This window comes from Pedobacter sp. MR2016-19, from assembly GCF_014947265.1.
GTDB lineage: Bacteria > Bacteroidota > Bacteroidia > Sphingobacteriales > Sphingobacteriaceae > Pedobacter.
This window is the reverse complement of record NZ_JADCNK010000011.1, coordinates 35,131-58,491: the sequence shown is the minus strand read 5'-3', so window position 1 is coordinate 58,491 and position 23,361 is coordinate 35,131. Positions and strand designations below refer to the sequence as shown.

Below are 23,361 nucleotides of genomic sequence, written 5' to 3'. Positions count from 1 at the left end.
CTCTTATAAATCCTGTCCTGCCTTGATTGCAGCGGCAACAATTTTACCATGTTGTACCATTTGTATCGCATTTTCCATCCTGTCGTACATGATTTGATCTTCTTCAAAATGATCGATTTCAGTACGCACAAAATCGTGTACCGCAGCCAATATTTTTCCTGGCTTTAATGGATGATGATAATCAACGGCCTGTGCAGCACAGAACAATTCGATACCAAGGATTTTTTCTACGTTTTCGATTACCTGTAAGGCTTTACGACCACTGATGGAACCCATGCTTACATGATCTTCCTGACCAAGCGAGGTTGGAATACTATCGGCACTGGCCGGGAAACAAAGTCCTTTATTTTCGCTGGCCAAAGCTGCCGAGGTATATTGAACAATCATAAAACCAGAATTTAATCCGGTTTCTTTCATCAGGAGTTTAGGTACGCCTGGCGTATTTCCTTCCAGGGAAAGATAAATCCTACGATCGCTGATGTTTCCGATCTCTGAGGCGGCTAAACAGGCATAATCAAGCGGTAAAGCCAATGGCTGACCGTGAAAATTACCTCCGCTGATGGTTAGATCATCATTAAATATGACAGGATTATCGGTTACTGAATTGAGTTCAATTTCCAATGCTTCTTTTAAATGCATCCATGCCGTTCTGGAAGCCCCATGCACCTGCGGAATGCATCTTAAAGAGTAAGGATCCTGTACTTTGGCACAATCGGCATGTGATTTCATGATTTCAGAACCTCGCAACAGCTTACGTACCTGTTCTGCCACGGCAATATTTGCGGGGTATGGTCTTAGTTGATGAAGTTGTGCATGAAAAGGTTTTTTCGAACCCTGCAAACCTTCAATCATCAATGCTGCTATAATATCAGCAGAATTCAGCACATTTTCTAAACGTTGTACTACCTTAACGGCATGCGCGGCAATAAACTGCGTTCCGTTAATTAAAGCAAGACCTTCTTTGGGGCCTAATTGCAAAGGCTGTATCTCATGTGCTGTTAAAAGTTGAGCTGTGGCAATAATTTCGCCTTTATAATGCACCTTACCCAAGCCAATTAAAGGCAAAAAGAGATGAGAAAGTGGTGCAAGATCGCCAGAGGCACCAACAGAACCTTGTTTAGGCACAACAGGAGTGGCACCGGTTTCTAAAAACCAGATCATCCGGTCAAGTGTTTCGATTTTAATGCCCGAGTAGCCCTGAGCTAAAGCCTGCAGTTTTAAAACCAACATCAGTTTTGATATTTCACTATCTATCGGTTCGCCTACGCCAACAGCATGACTCTTTAAAATATTTTCCTGTAACTTCCGGGTATCAACTGCCGAAATCATGGAGGTACAAAGTGGTCCGAAACCCGTATTGATGCCATAAACAGCCTTGCCAGAAATTGCAATACGCTCTACCACCTTGCTGCTTTCGAGTACTTTCGATCTTGTGCTTTCGCTTAATATGCCTTTCACTTCACCCTTGCTGATGGCCAAAGCCAGTTTAGCGGTTAAATGGTCTGTTCCGTAATTAAAAATCTGTTGCTCACTCATATCATAAAGGTTTTAAACAAAAATAAGCCCTATATTTGATACCTATAAATACCAATTACATCATCATGTAATAACCATGAGTTATCAAATAGAGCTTAGGCATTTAAAATATTTTCAGGTTTTGGCAGAAGAACTAAAGTTTAGAAAGGCTGCCGACCGCCTGTTTATTTCGCAACCGGGCTTAAGCCGGCAGATTAAACAGATGGAAGAAATTTTTAACGCACCCCTTTTTGATCGGAACAAGAAAAAAGTAACACTTACCGAAGCTGGCCTCTACCTTAAAGATGAGGTAGATTTTCTGTTCAGTCATATCGAGAATATTAAAAAACAGCTGACCAATATTACAGAAGGCAAACAAGGCGAACTTCGCATCGGTTTTTTAGGTTCTGCCGCTCAAAAAATTGTACCGGAGGTTATTTTCAAACTGAACAAAGATTTTCCGGAGATCAGGACCAATCTGGATGAAATGCCCAATAAACTACAGATCGAATTACTGGAAAAAGACATGCTCGACATGGGTTTTGTGCGGATGCAGCAGTTTAAACCAGGTATTTCTAAACACATGATTCATCAGGATACCTTTTCGCTGGTATTGCCTAAAAGTCATCCAATGGAAAAAGCAAGTTTCGAAGCGGTAAAAAAATTGGGTGACGAGCCTTTCATTTTTTTCTCAAGCGATGACAGTCCATTCTATTACGACCTGATGATGAGTATTTGCGAAGATCACGGTTTTAAACCCAAAACCTACCACAAATCAGTTAATGCGCTTACCATTTATAAACTGGTAGAAGAAGGTTTGGGTATTGCCATAGTGCCTACTGCCCTGCAATATGGCTATCAGGAAAATGTGAAGTTTGTGGAGCTTAAACATATTCCACAAAGAACAGAGCTATATATGATCTGGAAAGAATCTAACCGGAACCCGGCATTAAAAAATGTAATTAAAATGCTATTGAAAGATAAAGTTTGAATTTATCATATTAATAATTTAAACCAACACAGCCCTCAATAACTTTTCAACATCATCATTCAAATTAATTGGCGCATCAATGTAGATAAAAGGCAAAAATTTATTGAGAAAAGATGATCAACAATGCTTTACTTAAATGTACCATAAGAATAATCGCTAATAATGGAGTATTACTGGCCATTAATGATTTTGGCGGTAGGGGTAAATTCGTTATAATGGTAAGTACTTCGATTTAAAAGTATTTATAGGGATATTTCAAATAGAAATCACTGCTAATCTTTTCCAAACTATTAACAAATAACTCCTGGATTTCTATTGGCAAATTGTCCTCATGATTATCCAATTGTTCTTCAAGCTCACTATATAAAAAAGCGGCCTGAAGAAATACGAGAAAATTAACATGGAAATCAAGAAATTCATCAATAGAATTATATTCACCATTATTGTGATCGTAAAACAAAATTGTTGATTTTTCTATATTAATAAACCATTCGTCTCCCTGACCACTTCGCCCAATTATCCAAATCTTATCATATAGTTCTGGATAATTTTTCTCAATATATTTATTTTCATTTAAAGCATCTTCATAGCTAAATATTTCTATGTCTGGTGTGATTTCAAGGCCTTTGTATTCCGATAAAAATTTTAAATATAGAGGATCTGATACTGGCACTTTAATCAGATCCTTGATTTTATTTTCCCTACCCTGAAATTCTTCAAAAATTAGGACTGAATTCCTTTTTTCGAACATCATTGCCACTTAATTTAGTGATTATCTGATTATATCTGTTATGCTATCTTATCACAATATCTCAATCATTAAGCATCTTGATTTCGAAACAGCTATGTCATCTTAATTATGCACCCTCTTTAGCTTTAAATTCAGCTAATTTTTTTTCGATGAAAGCAAAATCATTAATTGCTTTGTCTCTATCTTTGGCTTTATCGTATTTGGCTATCCATGCTCTTATACCAAAAAGATAAAATTTTAATCCTTCTTCAGTCAGATCACCAACCTTTATTTCTGAATCATCGTTTGCCTTTTCACCTTTTTTCAAAATCATTCTAGTTGTAAAACCATTTTCCTGTAAAAACCATACCTGATTTTCGAAAAAGCGGTACTGTCTTTCTATGTACTCTTTTGTTAAAGGAGGGGCAGACTTCATTTGCGTTACCCAACCAATTCGATTAATAATTCTATTTTTATCCATTAGGTTTAAAAGATGTAAATCATTCTTCCACATACTCTGACAAAACATCAAGAGCCTTCAAAAGATATTCAATATCATAATTGGTTGTAGATTCTATTTCAAATAAGGTATCTTGAATTTTTAAATATTGATCAGATATCACTTCCAACATCAAATTCGTAGTTGAATTTACATCTAACGCATCTACCTTCAATATCATTTTTTCAGCAATATTATAATCTTCCATATGGATTATTGTTATTTCATCAACCTTTTCTCTGTTTTCAGTATAGTAGTAATTAACCTCTTAGATAATCTTTTAGTTAACCCTAAGAATTCCGCGATTTTATCTTTCAATCATTATAGAGAATATATATAACAAAGTTCCCAAATTTTTTCTTTTGTTCCTTTTACACCAAGTTTGTTAAAAAAATCACTCATCTCTCCAGTTAATTCTGGAAATATTTTTTCGATTATCAAACCCACCTCTTTCTTACTATTTAGTTTTTTTTCTTCTTTTGCAGCTGAAATAACGATTTTGCAAAATGGCAAAATAAACGCTGTAAAAACAGTATACCTATAATTATTAAAGGAAGGTTTTTCTAATTCTTTTTTCGAACTATTAACTAAGTAAGTCAGTCTCTGACCAGATATTAAATTAATGATTTTACTTTCACAATTTTTGAAAAAATCCTCTTCTAAAACCTGTGTATATCCGATTTTAACTTTTATGTTTGCGGAAAGATTTTCAAGTCCATCATCTGGCCTATTTAAAGGGCCGACCCAGAGATCGGTTTGTAAAGAACCGTCTAACTTATTAACTCTCGCGATGATAAAACAATAAAAAATACTTTCAATATGTTTTGAAAGAACAACAATATTGTCATACCAAAGCTTCTTTGGTAACTTGAATTCATATTCTTTTATTAAAATTTCGAAATCGTTCACTACATCATGAAATCCTGATTTCATATTTATCATTTATAAGTTTTTCCATGAGTTCTTGTAATTCCATTATATATCTTTATCAATGTGATTCTTCTACAACCGCATACTGCCTTGATACCTAAATGGCACAAAGTTTCTATCACCTCTAAGTTTACGTATTTTCTATAACATCAAACCTTATTTCACTAACACAAGGCTTTAGCTGGTCTGTTTAAAAGTATTCCAAACCTTTAAACCACTTAATTCAACGGATTCCAAATCCATTTTTCTTTATGGCATTAAAGACTTATATTTTCCATAAAGCGATCAATTCCTTCGCAAATATAGATGCTGTTTTATCATCTTTCTTTTTACTAAAACCTGTTAATGCTAAACCAATTTCAAAAAAAACTTTGAAACCGACCGAGTTAAATGGCTTTTCAACCTGTTTAAGTTTCTCAATAATATCTTCAGTTTGGAAGATGTTTAAATCATTATATATAAGATTAATGGATGGATCTTTATTGAATGACACTTCATTTACTCCTGTTTTTTTTGCTAACTTAATGGATAGATCCCCATAGATAAGTTCGGATCTTTCCAGCAGATCCTTTATCTCTTTTTGAGGCTTTCCGAATAGCGTTTCTATTTCTTTTCTTGACATTCCGAATTTAATTGGACCCACCGACTGATATGGAACAATATTGAATTCTTGATTTAAAATATCCATAATTATTTACACTTAATTTTTAATGTTTTTGCTTGGCTTTTAGTGATCAGACCTTTTTTATGGGAGTAATCAATCATTTCGATTAAACCAGCATTGTATTTATTTCCAAATTGGGTTTTAATATCAACAATGTCCATTTCTAATGCCTTATTCCATTTGCCTTTATTTATAAATTGAGATTGCCTTAATCTATACATTTTACCGGACAAACCCCTACTTCCATGACTTCCTGTTAGCTTATGGTCTGCTTTTTCCATCCACACGGCGGGCCCCTTACCATGACTCAAAGGGGATATTGAATTTGCAGGCGCATGATGAACCTCGCCACCAATATTTGATGATCTTACTTTGTAATATGATCCTCCCTGTACTAAGCCAAATACATCTAACCACAAATTTACATCAATTACATAAGAATAATGAGATAAACCTCCCTCCAATCCAATCGGATCTTTACTCATATAATTCCCACTTTCCGGATCATAATATCTAAACCTATTATAATACAGCCCCGTTTCTACATCTTCATATTGTCCCTGGTACCTAAATGGCATAAATTCCCGATCACCGCTGAGTTTACGGATTTTTCCATAAATATCAAGTTCGCAATCCCACACTTTTTTACCGGCATCATCATAAGCTTGTACTGGAGTGCCCAAATAATCACTAATAATAGAATAATACTGGCCATTAACGATTTTGGCACTTGGGGTAAATTTATTCTGATCGTACACCCAGGTAATTAAATCGTTGCCCAGTGACTCCATTTTATCGTAGCTGAGCAATCCATCTTCATCAACCACCAGGTTAGGCCGTTCGCTTAAAGGGTAATTCCATTCGTGGAGCAGTAAATTACCATCCCACACATAGCGATACACCGTATTTTTAACAATTTTGGCTTTCCTTCTGCCCAAGGCATCGTATTCGAAACTGATGATCTCGCCATGTGGATTTTTAACGGCTTTCATCATCCCGTTGGCCGCCCAGGCAAAAGCCCAGTCGCCCTCTTTCCATTCTGGTAAATCGGGTTCCGCATCTGCTAAGATATCCAGCGTTTCCGCTTTAGGGATATCAGGATCGGCCATTCCCCAGTTTAATTTTTTGCCAAATAAGCCATTATCTTCTGTTTCGGCAATTTCTTCTTTTGCCAAGCCGATAATGTTACGTTTACTTTTTTGTACCAAGTTGCCTTTGGCATCATAACGGTAATACCATTGGTCATCTTTAAGCAGTTTACCACCTTTATCGTAACGCCTATCACTGCGATCAGCAGTTTTATATAAGTTCCCGGTTTCATCAGGATTTTTATAGATCACTTTGCCATCATCGCTATAACTTGCCGAAGACAGACTGCCAAAAGTATCGTACCTGTAATTGATGCTGCCACCCGTAATGCTATTTAAGCAGCTATTCAGTTTATCATTCGGCCCCCAGGCATATTGTTTAAACGCGGTAATGGAACGGCTGGCTTCTACCTTCTGACTGATTGGATGACCTTCGTGGTCGTAATCGAATGTTGCCTTAACCCCACCGCTTAAACTGCGGCTGGTTTCCTGTCCGTTTTTGTTACGGCCAATGGTTGCAGTCCATTCTGCTGACCCGCTACTTTTCGCGGCAATACCATTCAGATAACCTATTTCGTCATAATCATATTGAATAGCTGCACCTAATGAACTTTTTAAACTGGTTAGGCTGCCAAAGACATCATATTGATAATTGATCTGATAGCCATCCTGTATTTCCTGGGTAACCATACCCAATGGGTTCCGCTTGAAATTAACTGAAGAAAGTTCGTTCTCTGCAGCAATGAGCAAACCGAGCTTATTGTATTGAAAAGCTTCGTAGGTACCATCTTCATAGCTGCTATACACCAACCGGCCGCTCAGATCGTAATTGTGGTAAATGGTCTTACCATCGGCCTGTATGGTTTTAATGACCTGCCCATCCTGGTTGCGGATGTATTGTTGCTCCTGCCCATCAAAGCCAATTTCTTTCACCACATCATCATTGGCATCCCTTAAAAAAAGATATTCTTCACCTTTTTCGTTGGTAATGGCCTTTAAATTTTCCCATTGATCATAGGTAAAATGAAGGGTCTGGATGTTCTGACTGGAGGATTGACTGCTTCTTTTTTGTGTTTTTAAGCTACCCATTGGGGTATAGGTCATGTACCATTCTTCACGCCCATCTGTAGCGTAAACCGGAAGATCGTAGGCATCGTATTCGAAGCGCAGGGCTTCTTCCCCAAAATCTTTTACCAAAACCACACGGCCCATATCATCGCGTTCCCAAATTGTGGTTTGATCACCATCCGGACTAAAACGGATCAAACGCCCATAATCATCGTAAGTCCAGCGGCGGATATTGCCTTCACTCGAAACCGATTCGGTCAGTTGATTTAAACTGTTATATGTCCAATGAACTTCATAGCCATCATTATCACGACAAAATACCGGTAATTTCTGTCCATCGGTATAATAAAAATCGACTACCCTATTGTCTTTTTGAACATGTTTAAGCAGTTGGTTCTGCTCATTATATAACCAGGTTTCATTTGAACCAGCCGGATCACTGCGCAAAATGAGGTTATTGTTTTCATCGTAGGCATATTGATATTTTTCGCCATCTGCGGTATGATAGGTAATAATATTCCCGCGTTCATCATATTCATAGCCGATTACCCTGCCCTCAGGGCTCGAAACCATTTTTTCTTCGTTATAGCGATCGTGCTCATACCAGGTTTCGCCGCCCATGGCATCCACCTTTTTGTAAACCAGATCGTTTTCATCATAATAATAACGTTCTATTTTACCATCCCGGTAGTACACTTCGTTATATTCTTCCTCCGGGAAATAGCTTATCGATCCGCTCATAAAACCATCTCTGCCCTCAGTGTGGATTACGCGGCCCTCTGCGTCATAAGTCCAGAAATAAGCCATTCCGTTTCGGTTGATTCTTTTAACTACCCGATTATGGTCATCATACTCAAAACTGATGGCTTTGCCCGCCTGATCGTAAACTTTGATCATGTTGCCACGCTGATCGTAATCGTAACTCACCAACAAGTCGCTGGTATTTTTATAGTGATAATAAACTGCGTTAATTGCCGTACCCGATTCATTATGCTTCATTTCGAGCACACGACCAGAGTTTTCGACAATCCGGGTTAAAAGTTGTTTTTGATAATAAAAGGTAAGCTGACTGCCATTGGTATATTCGATATGGTTTATACGGTAGATATCGCCATCTGGCCCCCCGCTAAAAAGAGTATAAGTATAAATATCCTGATCGATGGTAAGTATCCAAGTATTTTCATCTGGCCTTTCCATCCAGACCTTTTGTGCACGATCGTATTGTTTGCCTGAATATGGCTCAATATAAGGCAAAGGCATCACCATATTTTCAGTTGGGTGGCTAAACCCTGCAATGCCGGCTTCCGGATCAGGGTAAATGTAAAGATCATAATTGTTATATACCTGGTTGCCCAACATGCCCTTATAAGGTTTATCACTACGCCATACATTGTTCCAGGCCAATGTATGGCCACCAGGCAGTTCGAAATCCGTCCATTCAAAAAACATAGCTCCTGTAACGAAATTAACAGGTTCGAACCCCCAATGACAAAGCTTATTTGATAAGGGATTTTCTCCTAGCATGTTTTTTAAAAGCTTGTTTACACCCTTAAGCGCACCTTTTGCTAACGCCCCTCCCAATTTGGTTAGCCCCCTCATAATACCAATGGCTGCGAAGCGCATTAAATATTCTTTTAGTGTATAATTATGCGGTGCAAATGTACCACCAACCAACACCGGTTTACCAGTATTAATTTGCACGTACATGCTTAGTAAATCGCTATAAAAAGCGAAATAAGCCAATGGATTTTTCTTTAATTTATCTGGTACGGTTGGGAGCGGTTTTAAACCCATTGGCGGACACCAGCAGGTAAGAACCTGGCCTGGGTTAGAACCACTCATTTCTGAACCCTGACCTAAAACGGTAGTGGAACCCCAATATACTTCGCCTTCATGCGGTGAACCAGGAATGTTTACAATAAAATAAACGGGTATAGAGGTAATATGCCTGAATGGAAGCAAAACACCCATCACACTGGTGGTTGTAGTGGCTTTATGCCTGCCATGTACAAAAATTGAACCACCCATTGGGATACTGGGCATACCAATTAAACCCTGTGCAAATTTTGGTACGGGAATATTAAAACGGAGGTAATCCATCGGATCGAACACCATACCAATAAATGGGTGTGGTAATGGCAGTGGAATAAAGCCAAATGATGGTGGAATGGGAATGGTTGTCCAATGGAAATCGATAGCCAGTACCACATCGAAATGCTTACTTACATGCTGTACCGCAGTATTGGTCATAGCTGGCTTTTTAGCTTTTAAAAGCTTTAAGGGGCTTTTTGCTGCAGGCGGATTGCTGCCCGGGGCAACAGCACCACCGCCGCCACCCACTGCTTTTGGTTCGGCTTTGGTTAAGCTTGCAGATAGGCTTAATGACCTATCGGTAGACATATTCGGTTTACTCGCTTTAATCTTTTTCATCTGCATTTTTTTTAGGGTGATGTCATCACCGATCATCTTTAGGATAATGGATTGGCATGGTTCTTTGGCACTTCTGCCATTGATTTCCAATCCTCTCCGTAATCCTGCTGCATCTCCAGATCTAATTTTTTACCTTCGGGACTCTCTTCGCCATATTTTTTTAATATGATCGATGCGGTATAAGCCATCGAACTTTGTCGCCGCTTTTCTATCGGCATTTTCTTTGCAATTTCTAAACACTTCAAATAATAGCCCATTGCTTTTGAAGAGCCAGTTATTTTACTTTCAGAAAGCTGGCCCAGCAACCGGGTACATTCCATTGCGATAAAATTGTTCTCAATTAACTCAGCGATTTTAATCGCCTTTTCAAAATACCTTTTGGCTTCCTCCTTACCCGAGTGTGCCAAAAGGAAACTACCATAGCTCATGTGGACATGCGCGCTTAACAGCGAGCTTTCTCCGGCGCGCGCCAGGGCCAATTCGTATTGTTGCCGTGCTTCTGCTTTCTTGCTTTTTACAGCTAAGCTTTGCGCCAGCATGATCCTTGCTGCAACCACCGCTTCATGTAATCCCTGTTTTTGTGCAATTACGATTGCCCGCTCCAAAACGGCATTTGCCTGTTCATGTTTGCCTTTGCTTAAATAATTACTGGCGGTTAATATCTGTTGCTGGTAATCGGATTCGGGATCGTTCTTTTCGCGGTTGGTATGCGCCGCAGCATTTTGCATCAACTGGTTCACATCAATATTGATCCTGAATTCGGTTCCCTGTTTTAATTTTTTTAAAGTACGGTGTGTATGATGTTCCGTATAAACCAGCTTAATATTTTGGTTATTTGCCGTTTTAATACAATTGCACCATTCGTTAATCCATTCAGAAAGCCCGGAAACATCATTAATGCTTGTAGGCGCCAGCTGAACATATATTTTTTTCAACTTTAAATCAGGATAAATGTTACAGAGCCGTTCCAGAGCAACAACAGGCACATAAGCGTCGGTTTTATACGCTTCGTTTTCACCTGAATCTACATCCCAAACGATCCCTTTACCATTATCTTTCTGCCATAAATCAAAGATCTCTTTCCACTCTTTAACCAAACTTTTACCGTAATCATTTACGCTTTGAAATTCCTGGTAATGGAGCAGAAACATGTCATCGGTCCTGCTTTCTTCTGTTAACTGATATTTAAAGTAGGCCTCAAATAAATTTACCTCATGCCGCTCACCCAGGCAAAGAAAAAGCGTTTCTGATGGATGCTTCCTTACTACTTGTTGCCATTGTTTATCTATTTTAAATAATTCGAGTTGTACCGGATTCATTGAGCTTTAATGTCAAAATTAGTTTAGATTGATCGTTCCACTGCGGATATTCGTTTCGCTTTCACCCCCTACATTAATCTTCTTGGAAGCCAGGTTAGCCTCGTTTTCTCCACTCATTGAAAGTGTTTTCGTACCTATATCTAAAGTTTGGGCTTCTATACCAATGCCAGAGGTTGGTGTACCATCTTCTGGCCCCACGCCAATGCCAATACTGGTTTTGGCAGAGTTTCCGATGTTCTCGCCAAGGGTTAAAATATCTTTTCCTTTGATGATAATCTTACCGGTTTTATCCATAAAAATGCTGCTTTCGCCACATTTGATCAGAATCGATTCTTTGGTTTCGAAAACGGCTTTACCCGCTCCGTCGAGTTCGATAAAATTACTGTCTTTATCTTTCATAACCATACCTGCCCCATCATCCATGGTCAGGGTATGCCCGCTTTTAGAAGTTAAACTTTTGCTGTTGTTGCTGGAACTGCCACCACTTCCACTTTTGCCATGAAATACAGAACCCAAAACAATCGGCCGTGCAATGTTTCCTTCTTCAAAGGTTAGCGCTACCTGGTCGCCAATCTCCGGAATAAATACAAAGCCCCTGTTTTTACTCACTTTATCGCTACTTCCGGCATCTGGTGTAATTACCCGTAGCCACTCCGTTACATCATTGGTTTTGCATTCCCATTTAAATTTCACTTTAATACGGCCCTGGCCTTGCGGATCGGCATTATCAACCACATCTGCCAATTGCATATCAGGGTTTGGTTTAGTGTAGTTTTTCACCGAAAGCCGTTCTGTTGTGGCTACCACGCCTTCGAAAGTATTGTAATATTTTCCAGTACCATCAATATCGTGATTAATAGTAGTGATCAGGAATTTTCCCAGACTCTCCGTAGAAAATGAAAGTTCCTTTCTGATACTCATGGTAATTTCGGCAATACTGCCAATACCCAAAGCAGCATTATCGCCACTGGCATTTACCTTTAAAAGGTTGCTGATGTGTGCTTTTTCTTCGTTTTGCACATGGCTTTTAATATCATTGCTATTATCCACACGGATAAGTGCAGGTTGATTAAATGTTTTGCTGTACATGGTGTTTGATACCTGTATGGCATGCGCCAGGTCTGGTGATCCATCACTTGCGCCACTACTTTCGCTCTGCAACATTTCATCCTGTTTGGGATTATAGGCAAAACGTTTGTTTTTAATCGGCGCAATTTCCATGGCATACTGCAGGTTTTGCACGTCGCGGCCATAAACAAGGGCAACTTCTTTCTGATCGTCAGGCTTACCGAAATTCAGTTGTTTACCATCATAATAAAACCATTCGTGGTATTCGCCCGAAAGTCTGTTCAGGAAATCAAAATCACTTTCGCGATATTGAATCAGGTAGTCAATAGGTTCTTTTCTGGCTGCGTTGGCTACGATTTTAATATCATTCGAAGGCACATCTGAAGTGGCAAGATTTACAATGCTATTTAAATCTTTATCAAGATAAGAGCCTAAATCTGCCCCCCGATCGATCAAAATGGTTGGACTATACCCACTCACGATTAACACACCATGATAACCATGGCTTTGTGCCAGTTCTACCTTAGTTACCAAACCGACAAACTCTTGTAAATTGCCCGCATCATAACCGAAGGAAGCGGTAAGGGTTTTTCCTACAAAATCGCGACTATCATTTAAGCTGATCATTCCAGGCAATCCCATCTGATCATGGTTAAACCGCAGCTCAAAATAATGATGAACATTAAAGGCCTGCTTTAAGCTGAAGGAGGCAAAATGGGTAATTGCCTTATCTTCTATATTTATTTCGGTGATTAATTTCTTTTCCATATCAACTCAATAATAGTTTATGACTACCTGAACATTCCATCGCGAAAGGTTAAAACGTTTCTTTTTCCATTAAAAACAGCTCCGTTTTTTGTTTCGTTAACCTCGGGATAGCTGATGATTTTATCTTTAGGGTTATATTTCATGGCCAATTGGGCCGTAAGTTTTTCTTTATCCTCACCTTCTTTAAGATCGGCAGAGGCAAACAATTGTGTTTTAACTACCTTCCCAAGTTTGAACAATGGCTTTTCAATGCTAAATTCTGAATGATTAATTACTAATGTATGGCTTACACTATAGGGTTCAGTTCCACTCATTTGGCCATAGCCCATAAAGAGATATGTTTTTTGAGGAGCGGTATCTAAGCTGTATATATGTTCAAAAAATGGAGTTGGGCTCCCTTCATCGTCTTTGTCTTTATAAAGGTTGTTAAATGAGATTGCGGTAAGTACGTTATTTTCGTTTTTATACTGAACAATGTTCTGTACGTGCCACATAGAGCCCGAATAAGGTGAAAGCCAGTAAAACACTTTAAGATTTTTATCGTCGGCAATTAATACGTTAATTTCGTACGCTTTTAACGAAGCAAAATCATTTTCAAAAGCATTTGGCTTCTCGAGCGCGCTAATGAATGCTTTGATAAAAATTTCTTCAGCTTTGGTATCGCCATCATTGAGGTAACTCTCTCTTGAAGCAACCATTTTAGCCGCCAATTTTTCAAGCGAATCTGTTTCGGTATTCTTTATGCTTTTATTATCCTGTATTACAGAATCGGCATTATATGCTGTACTTTGCCTTTTATCTTCATGTTTTGCACCACATGAAAAAAACAGGAATATTGAAGAAAAAAATAAAATGCCAGCTATTTTCATATTATTGCCTTGGTATATTGATTAATCCCCTATTTTCCATAGCCTTTAAAATAACAGCTGTTCCGATTTGTTTATTTACATAATTGAGGCTAAAAACATGATCCCTTGGGAAACCTCCTTTAGTATAAAGGTTAGAGCCACCCCACAGATATGGCGAATTAATTTTATTATTTTGATAAGCTTTCGCTATACCATTATATTGCTCTAAACGAAGCAAAACCTTCGGCAACGACCAAACTGTTTCCTTATCCAAACCGCGTAATTTTAAAGCATCAACAGCACTTTCCTCAAAGGTAAATGGTGGACCATGACTAATTTTTGGCCGGTTTGCAGGGTGCTGCCTGGTAAAACCACTTAATGGATCGCCATTATGCAGGTGTTTGGTAAAATCGGAGTTGCTTTCCCTATAATGTACGCAGGCAATAAAATACCATGGTATACCAGTTGTTTCAGAGAAAAGACCCGTATCTGAAAATGACCTGTTAAAAAAGCTATTTGCAATTTTTGGATTCTTTTCAAGAAAGCTATCTTCCGGTTCGGTTAGAAAGCAGGCATTTCGATAAGTATATTCGGTTAAATTAAGCAGTTTATTTCTTACCGCCTGATATCTTGATTTATGATTTAAGATTTTATCATCAATAATCCGGTTGATCTCTGCAGTTTTTAACGGAGAAATTGTACAGGAATTGAACAGGTTTATGTATTCTAAATCGGTAGCCATAGGTAGCTCTTTTTATCATGCCACAAAACAAAAAAATCGTTATTAGTGCCAGCTTAGCGGAAACTAATAACGATTTATATCAGATTAAGCTTTTGGCCAGTCGTTTTCGTGTTCTGCATTGCCCAGTTTTAGTTTACGGGCAGATACTACAAAATTTAAAGTCATCGGTGTATTGTCATTTACTGCAATACCCTCGCTATATTGAATGATATAGGCATCTTCAAAAGTAAGTTCCTTCATTTTTGCATCTTCTTCGCCTTTTTTGAAGATAATACTACCAGCCTGTGGCTTGTACTGATTGTTAACCATTGATTCGATCACTGAAGTATCTTCAGTTGATTCGATTTCGATGTGGATGGTACCACCATAAACACCTGACGATGGACGGCCTTTGGCGTCAACATCTCTATTTAATGAAAAGCTGCACTGTAGTACATCAAATTCTTTTGATCCTAAGTTTAAACGGGTTTTAAATGCCATTGTAGTAAAGTTTTAATGTGAAAGATAAATTAATTGCGAGGAGTTTGGCGCTAAGCGCATGGGGGTTGGCGTCTAAATGCCTTAAACCCTAAACCTTAGGCCTTAAACCTAACTAAGCTTTTGGCCAATCGTTAACGTGCTCGGCGCTTCCTAATTTAAGCTTGCGGGCAGAAATCTGGAACTTGAGCGTCATCGCGTGATCGCCAACAATGTTTATTCCTTCGGAATATTTAACAATGTAACCATCCTCGAAGTTAACTTCTTTCATTTTGGCATCTTCCTCGGATTTTTTGATCAGAAGGGTTCCTGTAATAGGTTTGTACTGGTTGTTTACCATCGCCTCGATTATTGAGGTGTCTTCGGTTGATTCGATCTCAATATCGATGGTACCGCCGTAAACTCCGGAAGAGGGTCTTCCTTTAGCATCTACATCACGGTTTAACGCATAGGCACAATGAAGTACATCGTACTCCTTGCCTGAAAAGTTTAATCTAGCTTTGAAAGCCATAGTTTTAAAATTTAAAGGTTAAATAATTGGATTTTTCGTAGCCTCCGCTACATTAAGTATAAACCAAATATTAAGCCAATTATTGCGTATCTCACTCATATATAATGAGTAACAGAGTCGATAAAATTAAAATCTTGGCTTACGCTATAGGAAACGCAGATTATTGTGAAGAAAAAAAGTGTATTTTTTTTCAAAATAAATTTCCGTCTTATTTTTACTACATGCAATAGGGCAAAGTATTGTAGCATTTTAGGGCAAGTTGTTACTTTTTGCAACAGGTTGAATTGCTTCCTGCCTAAATTTTTAATGTTGATGTAGTTTTCTGGAAGGAAGGAAATCAAAAAAAATAACAATATGTTTATCCTACAGTAGCATTTATATTTTTATTAACGAAATGGAACAGCTGGGTTTCTGAATACATATTCCATGCCTAAGCAGACAATACAAAAAAAAGATAGAAATTAAAATTGATAAAGTGGAGAAAAGTACTGTGTACTGAGACCTGTTTTATTATCCTTTTTAATTTCTCAGCAAAATCTGTGCACAACATTCTAAACTTATGTAAATTCCTATTGCAATTAATTTTATTAGCTTATTCATCTTCTACTTTATTTAAATTTAAAAATCTGTTTTCTTATTCAGATTATTTATGCAGTATTTGGAAAATCTGGAAAAATATTAATCTGCAATCCCTCAACAAGGGTCTAGGATTCAATCTTTTAAGAATCCATTACTTAGAATTAATTCTAACAGCCTTTAATTTATTTTTATTCGAATCGCCCATAATACTGAGAAAAAGAAAGGAAAGATTAAATGCCAAACAGATGATTATCAAGGCATCAGCTTTTATCTGAAGTACAACAGAAATTAAATATAGAAATGCCGAAACTGGAACCGTTAACATAAATGCGAATAAAAATCGGAAAAACTGGGTTTTGGCATGATCAAAAGCATTGATAAAGTCGTAGTAAAAGCCCAACATATTAAGGCCTAAAAACATAATTGCTATTATCAATAAGCTTGTATTTTCAATTATGTAATAGTTGGCTTTTGTAATTACATCAAGTACATTTCCTAATGCATTTTTGAAAATCAATAATGGTATCCCGAAAACGGCAAGTAGTAAACCTATATAAACGATCCAAAAAAAAAATTTTTTCGATAACTTTTCAGCTCCTCCTTTTTTGTAGCTTTTAATAATGATTTTATTAAACCGCGATGGTCTGAAACTGTATAAAACGATAAGGAAAAAATAAAATTCAAGCTGGAAAATGGTCAGTTGATAACCATCGTTTGTATTCCTGATTAAGCTTTCGTTGGGTGCTTGGATAATGAAAGAAGAAAATAGGGAGTATATGGCATAGAACCTAAAAAGAAGGAAGTAGAAGAATAGCGCAATTGAAATTCTTTTGGCAATCATGAAATCAAATTCTTCATTTTCATCCTTTTACTTTAAAGATATTAACCATATCAAGCTTCATTTAATGGTATAATATCGATAAAAGCTATTTAACAATCCACAAAATCTTTAATATTTATACTCCGCTTAGTATCCATCTACGATTTATGAGACTAAAGATATTTGTTACTCGAAAAAGGTTATCTATTTACCAAATATCATTTCTTTAACTTTATTTAATTCTTGAATACGGTTCGCTGTTGCCATCGGCTGTTAAGATTAAGTTGTCACCTTTAAAATGATAGTTCAAATCGAATTCTTCATTTCCGGTAGCTTTCCCCTTATAAAAAATTTTATCTTTATTAATTCTATAGGTCATTTTTGAAGTAACGTGCTCTTTTCCATTAACTGAGGTTTGTAAGAAATTACCATCTGTGGTAAATTCTAAATACATTTTACCCAAATTGATTTTTATTTTATAATCTATTAAATCGCCTACCCATTTGCCAATAAGTTTCTTTTCCTGATCTGCAGTTTTAGAAGTACAACTCAAAAAGGCAAAAACTAATAAAAACATTATTCCTCTCATAATTTTTATTCTTGGCCTTGTGCATCTAAAGAATAATTTCGAACCCAGTATTGCCTTTTGGCAGGTATATGTAAAAAGGAAAACCAAATTCTTCGTTTTCTGCCTTTTTTAGGTAAGAAATAATCGGAGATTTATCTTCCCTAATTAAGTTTATCAACCTATTTTTTGCGTAAAACGCTTCCCTGGGCACATTCGGAAAATCCTGCATCACATAACCTTCAGCATCAATCATTTTGAAAATGTTATTTAATGCGGCAATATTATCTTCTTCCAGGTACATAGATGTATCTGTTTCTTCGTACCTTTTTTTTAATAGCAGCGCAAGTGCATCAACATCCTGATTTTTAAAAAGTGTATAAATTCGATGATAATAGTTATGTATCCTCTCAATGGCGACTTCATTTTCAACATCAATAATACCGGCATCAGACCAGCCTTTTAATTGGTAAGGCACTTCTGCCTTAAACTCACCAATAGACTCTAAAAAAGGTAATTTACCATCTTCTACCCGCTGCATTTTATACTCGTATACGGTTTTAAGTTGTTCCTGATCCACTGTTGAAGCATCAAGATATTGTATTTTAATAATAGCTTCAGCATCCTGATGTATCGTTTGCGAATCTGCTAAGGGCTTAAACCTTACTTTAATCTGCTGCGTCCCACTGTTAAGTATAAAATGATTTATGGGATAATTTGAGTAAATGCTCCCCCCACTATCATATGAAAAGGCCAGAACATCATTGATCAATATATCGAAATTGTAAGAGAGACATTAAAGTCAACTAAATAATAGGGTTCTTTTATCATGCCTGACTTAGTTATTTGAAAGGATTGTCGGTATTTTTATGATACCCCATAATTACGGCATCTTCAAATGCTTTTTTAGTAATAATATCGAGTTTAAAGTTTAAACTATTATTTACCGGATCTAGTGTTAACCGATATAGGACATCATTTTTTACCCATGTTGTTACTTGCGGGTAATCAACAACCATACTGTTAAAATCATTTTTATACTCTTTATAATATTCGGGAAAGCTTTCTTTAAGCATTGCCTTGGTTTTGGCACTTAGCGTTTCGGCCATGATATTATTTACTGAGGCACTATCAGGTTTCCCAAATTTTTTCTTGAGATATTGTACGCTGCTTACAGTCTGCTCTGTATTAACGGTAAATGTAGCAAATGATAACAGATTGTTATAGGTGGTAATAACCGCCCCAAATGAAGGATTGATCGCTGCTCCGTCGAATTTAAGATTTGCACTTTCCTTTTCATCGAATGAATATTTAACAATTTTTTCGCCATTATCAACTGTTTTAAAACCGCCATCTGAAACTTCGATATGTCCATTCTGGTTTTCCACTCGTGAAGCATAACCATTTAAATCAGTATCTAATGGTTTGTTAAATGTTAACTTCGCAATATCTATGGCCTCTTTTTTACAGGCAGTTGTAAACATCACGATTAATAACGCGGATGACAATAATTTTATTTTCACCTTAATATTTCAAATAGACAGGTATTATTCTTAATTTATCTAACTTTTATATATTCAGATTTTTCACCACCAGATTCTATAATTAATATATCCCCTTTTAAAGAATAATTAGAATCAAATTCCTCATTAGATGTTGCCTTTCCCTTATAATAAATTTTATCTTTAGTAAGTCTGTAAGTCATTTTTGAAACAACTTGTTCACTTCCTTCTCCTGTTTTTTGAATAAATTCACCATTTTTAGTGAATTCTATATACATCTTTCCTATGGGTTTACCTGTACTACGATTTTTCATCTCACTTGTCCAACTGCCTATAATCCTTTTTTCTACATCCTTAGTCTGAGCATTACAGCTAAAAAAAAACACAGTGGTTAATAAAAACATTATTCCTCTCATGGGTTAAAATTTATTTTTAATTCGTTTTTTAATTAGTAATCCCTTTTTTAATTTAGATTACAGTTAGTTTATCTCCTTTATGCTTTCTTTGAAAACGAAAATCCAAATACACACAATCATCGTGATTTTTATTATTTTTCAGTCGGATAATCCCCTCTCCATCGATTTTATTAACCAAAGAGACCAATTTCCCATAACCTTGATAGTCTAGCTGAAATGTTTCCGCATACATAGGCTCTATCTCATAATCAGGATCTTGTATCAATTTAACAAATTCTTCCGCCCTAGCTTTTTTCTCGTTTTCTCTATAATGCAAAGCTTGTGTAACCAATTCTTCTCGCTCTTTTACTAAATTAAGATATGCTTGAACATCTCTTTTCTCGATCAATTCATATATCTTTTTATATTCAGCAAAAACTTCATTTCTTATATCTTTCTTTTCTTCATATTCCTCTTTTCTTAAATTAATAGAATTGCGCCATCCGACCATATCAAAAGGTACTTCAGCTTTAAAAATACTATGCCATTCATAAACTGGAAATCCTTTAAATTTATGGGGTTGTTTCTCTACATAATCCCCATCATAACCTACTTGATTTTCCTGGTCCCATTTCTCTATCCATTGCTTTTCTGATTGGTCTATGTGGACCCCATTGTGAGCATTCATATCACTAAAGTAAATTGGCTTTTTGAATGTTTCTCTTGTAAAATGAGAAAATTTTAAATTTACATAACCCTCTTCACCAAAAACAGTTTGCTTAAATTTCGGATACATTCTAACCATAACCTCATGTTTTCCTGATGTCAATAACAATTGATTAATATCATGATCACCGCTAATGCCACCACCATTTTGAGTAATTGGCCCCATTATCCTTAATAAAAGAACATCATCTACAAATACTTCAAACTGGCATTCCATGTTATCAATATATATTCTATTGACCCTTCTTTCTGTTAATGTTGTATCTATTTTTTGAGGGAATTCTATCTTTGTTTTTTCCATTGTAATTAAGCGGTTTCTTTGTTTCCAAAAATTTTCAGTTTGCTTTAATTGTTTTTTTGTTTTACCGGGCAACTGCTGCTGACATGACATTAGTATTAATGATACCGTGCCAATTAAAGTTATTCTTGACATTATCATGGAAGTATATATTGTTTTGTTAAGTCAGGAACATCAGCCTTTAAGAAGGGCTCTTTATCATTACTAAACTTTAACATACGTTTAAACCCTTGAACAACTACCTCAGCTTCGAATGTAAATATTAAACCAGAAAAGCCTAATTCGGGTGTGTAAAAAACCCCTTTCTGATCTGAATCAATTTTAAGTTTAGCAGCAAAATATGCTTTGGCAACGCCTTGCGCCCTAAGTTTTACTTCAACTTCCATAAACCAAGATTTGTACTTTACAGCGAAGTTAATTTTGAGTGTGATCTCTATACCCATTTCAGCACCAAGATCTAAAGAGCCTGCTTTTATCCCTGAAAGACTATTAATTTCAAGCGCATTGAAATCGAAGCTAAGTTTCCCATAGAATTTTGCTTCAAAAGTAATGCCTCCATTTAAAGCACTCAAAGCAAGCTCCGTTCCAGTAACCATAGCAGCAACCAGTGGATGCATCCTACTTCCAACCGCCAATAAATCAATGGTAAATGATGCGCCAATTAAAGGGTCACCCTTAAAATTTAATTTCCCAACAGTTGCGATTTTCCCAACATATTTGCCTTCTCCTTTTTGTAAACTCCAACTAATTGCTGCATTTAAAGCAGGAGACTGCACCTCAAACATAAAAGGAGGTTTTCCTGGAATTTTCTTTACTGCGCCCCCAACCGTATCTTTTACTTTATCTGCTATTTCTTTATATTTTATAAAAACATCGAGCACTCTTCTGATTTTCTTTCCAAATTCGGCTCCCACCTCCGCCTTTGATTGTTTGTCATTCCATTCTGCCTGGAGTTTCAGTCCAAAATTAGTAAGCATTTCAGGGCTATTTTGTATTCTTTTGGATTCAATCCCAGAAGAAACAGCCTTCGATTGTGCCTTTCTATTCTCCCGTATAATCTCCTTAACCTCATCAGGTTTTGGGTTATTTCTGCTATACTCTGGTAAATTACCATGCGTATAGGCAGCTGAATTAACAAAATTATACGAAAACTCAAGGGTCCACTCTACGTCGGGATATACCTGAACATTTATTGTAGGATTATTTCGAACCGAAAAATACCTGCATGAATGAATATGTACCAAATATTCGTTGGCAGAGCTATAAATACCTTTTAAAGTAGCCTTGTGTGTAGGCCATATATAGTCAATAGGCATTATACCAGTTTTGCCCATACTAGATATTGCTGGAATGGTTATACTTCCTTCGTTATGAGCCTTTTCCTCATTGAGGTTTAATAAGGTAATCATTTTATCGTGTTTCTTTCTATCAAAACATGCCTTAGTATCGAAATTAATCGGTTGGATTAGAATATTTTTTGACGTACTACCTGATATGGTCTGATAAATGATTGTATGTGCATTATGGCCATAATATTCAAATGCAATATCTACACGCCTGTTGTTAGTATAATCATATTCATTTTTGTATTTGATATTATCACGGCCCATTTTATCATCGGTAGGGTTCACCTCGCCATGGCCAGCGGCTTTAATCCTATTTGGATCTAACTTTCCTTTAATAAAAAATTCTCTGACTGTTTTTGCCCTGTTTTCTGACAATACATTATTGTGGTTCTGTTTACCGATTACACAGGCAAAACCATCAAGTTGTATGGTGCTGTGCCTATGCTCCAATAAGAACTGGAGAATATTATTAAGCTGTTTAAGACTTGCGGGTAACAATTCTGTACTGTCGAATTTAAAATAAATAGATTCAAGCGTTGTTTCGCGTTTATCAGAAATATTTTTAACACCCTTTCCATTATCAAAAATGAGAACAGGTTTACCCCCTGCTTCGGTTAAATTTATTTGTTCGAATTTACATAGCTCAAACCTTGCTTCATTTTTATCAGGTTGGTAGATGGTAACCGGAGTTCTGTTTTCGGGCGCTTCTACTACTCGCGATTTAAGTTTATTTTTTATTCTTAAAAAACGGGCATGTGCCGTATCACCCTTGCCACCTGTATCTTCAATATATTTACCAGTTACCGGATGCACCACACGCACATAAAATTCTTCAACATCTGCTCTGTCATTCATTGAATGATACCAGGCATAAGTATTTGGGATTTTCAGGTTAATTTCGCCATCTATTACACTTACCCTGTAAATTTTCCTGGTTACCTCATCATCTTTTGGCCATAAGCCCATAGCAGACCTCAATTTCCTAAAAACCCTTACTTCTACGTTTTCATAGCCATTTAAACCTTCGGTAAAGAGCCTGAGCCATATCAGTTCGCCGTAAGAAAACTGGTAAGTTTTGCGTACATCTGCTCCACCTTCATTTTGAGTCCACCTGCTGTCTACTATTTTTGCCGGCGAGTCGCCCCTGATCTTTAACCCTGATTTACTATCAAAATTTCCGCTCCAAGTTGCTTCAATGTACCACAAATATGGGCCACATAGCTTTTTAGGAATTTTATACCCGTAATTAAAATTGCTGGGTATTGTTTTTTGGAGATCGATAATATTTCTCTCATTAAAAACAGCCCATTTTATGTCTTTCTTTTTGTCCTGGTCGGTAGTACCGGGCTGCCATTCGCCTATTTTGAACCAAACATACTGATCGGGAGCCACCACGACTAACTGACCCGGTATTGATCCTTTATTAGCATTATATACTTTACCTTCACCAGTCCAAATAATTTTCTTTATTCCCTTTGCCAT

21 protein-coding genes are annotated in these 23,361 nt (G+C 36.8%); 1 reads left to right on the top strand and 20 read right to left on the bottom strand.

Features of this window, described 5'->3' with window-relative positions; translation table 11 throughout:
- Window positions 1–3: 3 nt before the first annotated feature.
- Entirely contained in the window at window positions 4–1,536 is a 1,533-nt protein-coding gene (gene hutH / locus IM793_RS15225; protein WP_193422769.1) for a histidine ammonia-lyase, read from the bottom strand.
- A 76-nt stretch (window positions 1,537–1,612) separates the two neighbouring features.
- Here hutH and IM793_RS15220 point away from each other — a divergent pair, with 76 nt between their 5' ends.
- Complete coding sequence (locus tag IM793_RS15220; protein WP_193422767.1) at window positions 1,613–2,506, top strand: LysR family transcriptional regulator; 894 nt, start codon at window positions 1,613–1,615, stop codon at window positions 2,504–2,506.
- Window positions 2,507–2,738: 232 nt separating this feature from the next.
- Here IM793_RS15220 and IM793_RS15215 read toward each other — a convergent pair whose 3' ends face one another.
- The 19 genes from IM793_RS15215 to IM793_RS15125 form a co-directional block, all read right to left on the bottom strand.
- On the bottom strand, window positions 2,739–3,260 hold the full coding sequence (locus IM793_RS15215) for an SMI1/KNR4 family protein (RefSeq protein WP_193422765.1): 522 nt from the start codon (window positions 3,258–3,260) through the stop codon (window positions 2,739–2,741).
- Between the two features lie 103 nt (window positions 3,261–3,363).
- A complete protein-coding gene (locus tag IM793_RS15210; RefSeq protein ID WP_193422763.1) occupies window positions 3,364–3,717 on the bottom strand; it encodes a cyclopropane-fatty-acyl-phospholipid synthase in 354 nt (117 codons plus the stop codon).
- Between the two features lie 19 nt (window positions 3,718–3,736).
- Window positions 3,737–3,943 (bottom strand): hypothetical protein, encoded by a 207-nt coding sequence (locus tag IM793_RS15205; protein ID WP_193422761.1) that lies wholly within the window; start codon window positions 3,941–3,943, stop codon window positions 3,737–3,739.
- A 113-nt stretch (window positions 3,944–4,056) separates the two neighbouring features.
- The gene (locus IM793_RS15200; protein ID WP_227256267.1) at window positions 4,057–4,668 is read right to left on the bottom strand and encodes an Imm25 family immunity protein; all 612 of its coding nucleotides are present in this window, start codon (window positions 4,666–4,668) and stop codon (window positions 4,057–4,059) included.
- A gap of 262 nt (window positions 4,669–4,930) precedes the next feature.
- Window positions 4,931–5,353: a hypothetical protein gene (locus tag IM793_RS15195; RefSeq protein WP_193422757.1), complete on the bottom strand. Its 423-nt coding sequence runs from the start codon at window positions 5,351–5,353 to the stop codon at window positions 4,931–4,933.
- Window positions 5,354–5,355: 2 nt separating this feature from the next.
- Window positions 5,356–9,915, bottom strand: coding sequence for an RHS repeat-associated core domain-containing protein (locus tag IM793_RS15190; RefSeq protein ID WP_193422755.1), 4,560 nt, complete (start codon window positions 9,913–9,915; stop codon window positions 5,356–5,358).
- 38 nt (window positions 9,916–9,953) lie between these two features.
- Window positions 9,954–11,234 (bottom strand): hypothetical protein, encoded by a 1,281-nt coding sequence (locus IM793_RS15185; protein WP_193422752.1) that lies wholly within the window; start codon window positions 11,232–11,234, stop codon window positions 9,954–9,956.
- Between the two features lie 18 nt (window positions 11,235–11,252).
- Window positions 11,253–13,070, bottom strand: coding sequence for a type VI secretion system Vgr family protein (locus IM793_RS15180; protein WP_193422750.1), 1,818 nt, complete (start codon window positions 13,068–13,070; stop codon window positions 11,253–11,255).
- 23 nt (window positions 13,071–13,093) lie between these two features.
- Window positions 13,094–13,939 (bottom strand): hypothetical protein, encoded by an 846-nt coding sequence (locus IM793_RS15175; protein WP_193422748.1) that lies wholly within the window; start codon window positions 13,937–13,939, stop codon window positions 13,094–13,096.
- Between the two features lies 1 nt (window position 13,940).
- Complete coding sequence (locus tag IM793_RS15170; RefSeq protein WP_193422746.1) at window positions 13,941–14,660, bottom strand: hypothetical protein; 720 nt, start codon at window positions 14,658–14,660, stop codon at window positions 13,941–13,943.
- 84 nt (window positions 14,661–14,744) lie between these two features.
- Window positions 14,745–15,140 carry a type VI secretion system tube protein TssD gene (gene tssD, locus IM793_RS15165; protein ID WP_121284522.1) on the bottom strand — a complete coding sequence of 132 codons (396 nt, stop codon included), beginning with the start codon at window positions 15,138–15,140 and terminating at the stop codon, window positions 14,745–14,747.
- 112 nt (window positions 15,141–15,252) lie between these two features.
- Entirely contained in the window at window positions 15,253–15,648 is a 396-nt protein-coding gene (gene tssD, locus IM793_RS15160) for a type VI secretion system tube protein TssD (RefSeq protein WP_121284523.1), read from the bottom strand.
- A gap of 730 nt (window positions 15,649–16,378) precedes the next feature.
- Window positions 16,379–17,068 carry a hypothetical protein gene (locus tag IM793_RS15155; protein WP_193422744.1) on the bottom strand — a complete coding sequence of 230 codons (690 nt, stop codon included), beginning with the start codon at window positions 17,066–17,068 and terminating at the stop codon, window positions 16,379–16,381.
- A gap of 211 nt (window positions 17,069–17,279) precedes the next feature.
- On the bottom strand, window positions 17,280–17,624 hold the full coding sequence (locus tag IM793_RS15150) for a hypothetical protein (RefSeq protein ID WP_193422742.1): 345 nt from the start codon (window positions 17,622–17,624) through the stop codon (window positions 17,280–17,282).
- A 37-nt stretch (window positions 17,625–17,661) separates the two neighbouring features.
- A complete protein-coding gene (locus tag IM793_RS15145) occupies window positions 17,662–18,384 on the bottom strand; it encodes a hypothetical protein (RefSeq protein ID WP_193422740.1) in 723 nt (240 codons plus the stop codon).
- A gap of 70 nt (window positions 18,385–18,454) precedes the next feature.
- Window positions 18,455–19,099: a hypothetical protein gene (locus IM793_RS15140; protein ID WP_193422738.1), complete on the bottom strand. Its 645-nt coding sequence runs from the start codon at window positions 19,097–19,099 to the stop codon at window positions 18,455–18,457.
- A 71-nt stretch (window positions 19,100–19,170) separates the two neighbouring features.
- A complete protein-coding gene (locus IM793_RS15135) occupies window positions 19,171–19,530 on the bottom strand; it encodes a hypothetical protein (protein WP_193422736.1) in 360 nt (119 codons plus the stop codon).
- Window positions 19,531–19,582: 52 nt separating this feature from the next.
- Window positions 19,583–20,668, bottom strand: coding sequence for a hypothetical protein (locus IM793_RS15130; protein WP_193422734.1), 1,086 nt, complete (start codon window positions 20,666–20,668; stop codon window positions 19,583–19,585).
- 2 nt (window positions 20,669–20,670) lie between these two features.
- On the bottom strand, window positions 20,671–23,361 hold the full coding sequence (locus tag IM793_RS15125) for an OmpA family protein (protein ID WP_193422732.1): 2,691 nt from the start codon (window positions 23,359–23,361) through the stop codon (window positions 20,671–20,673).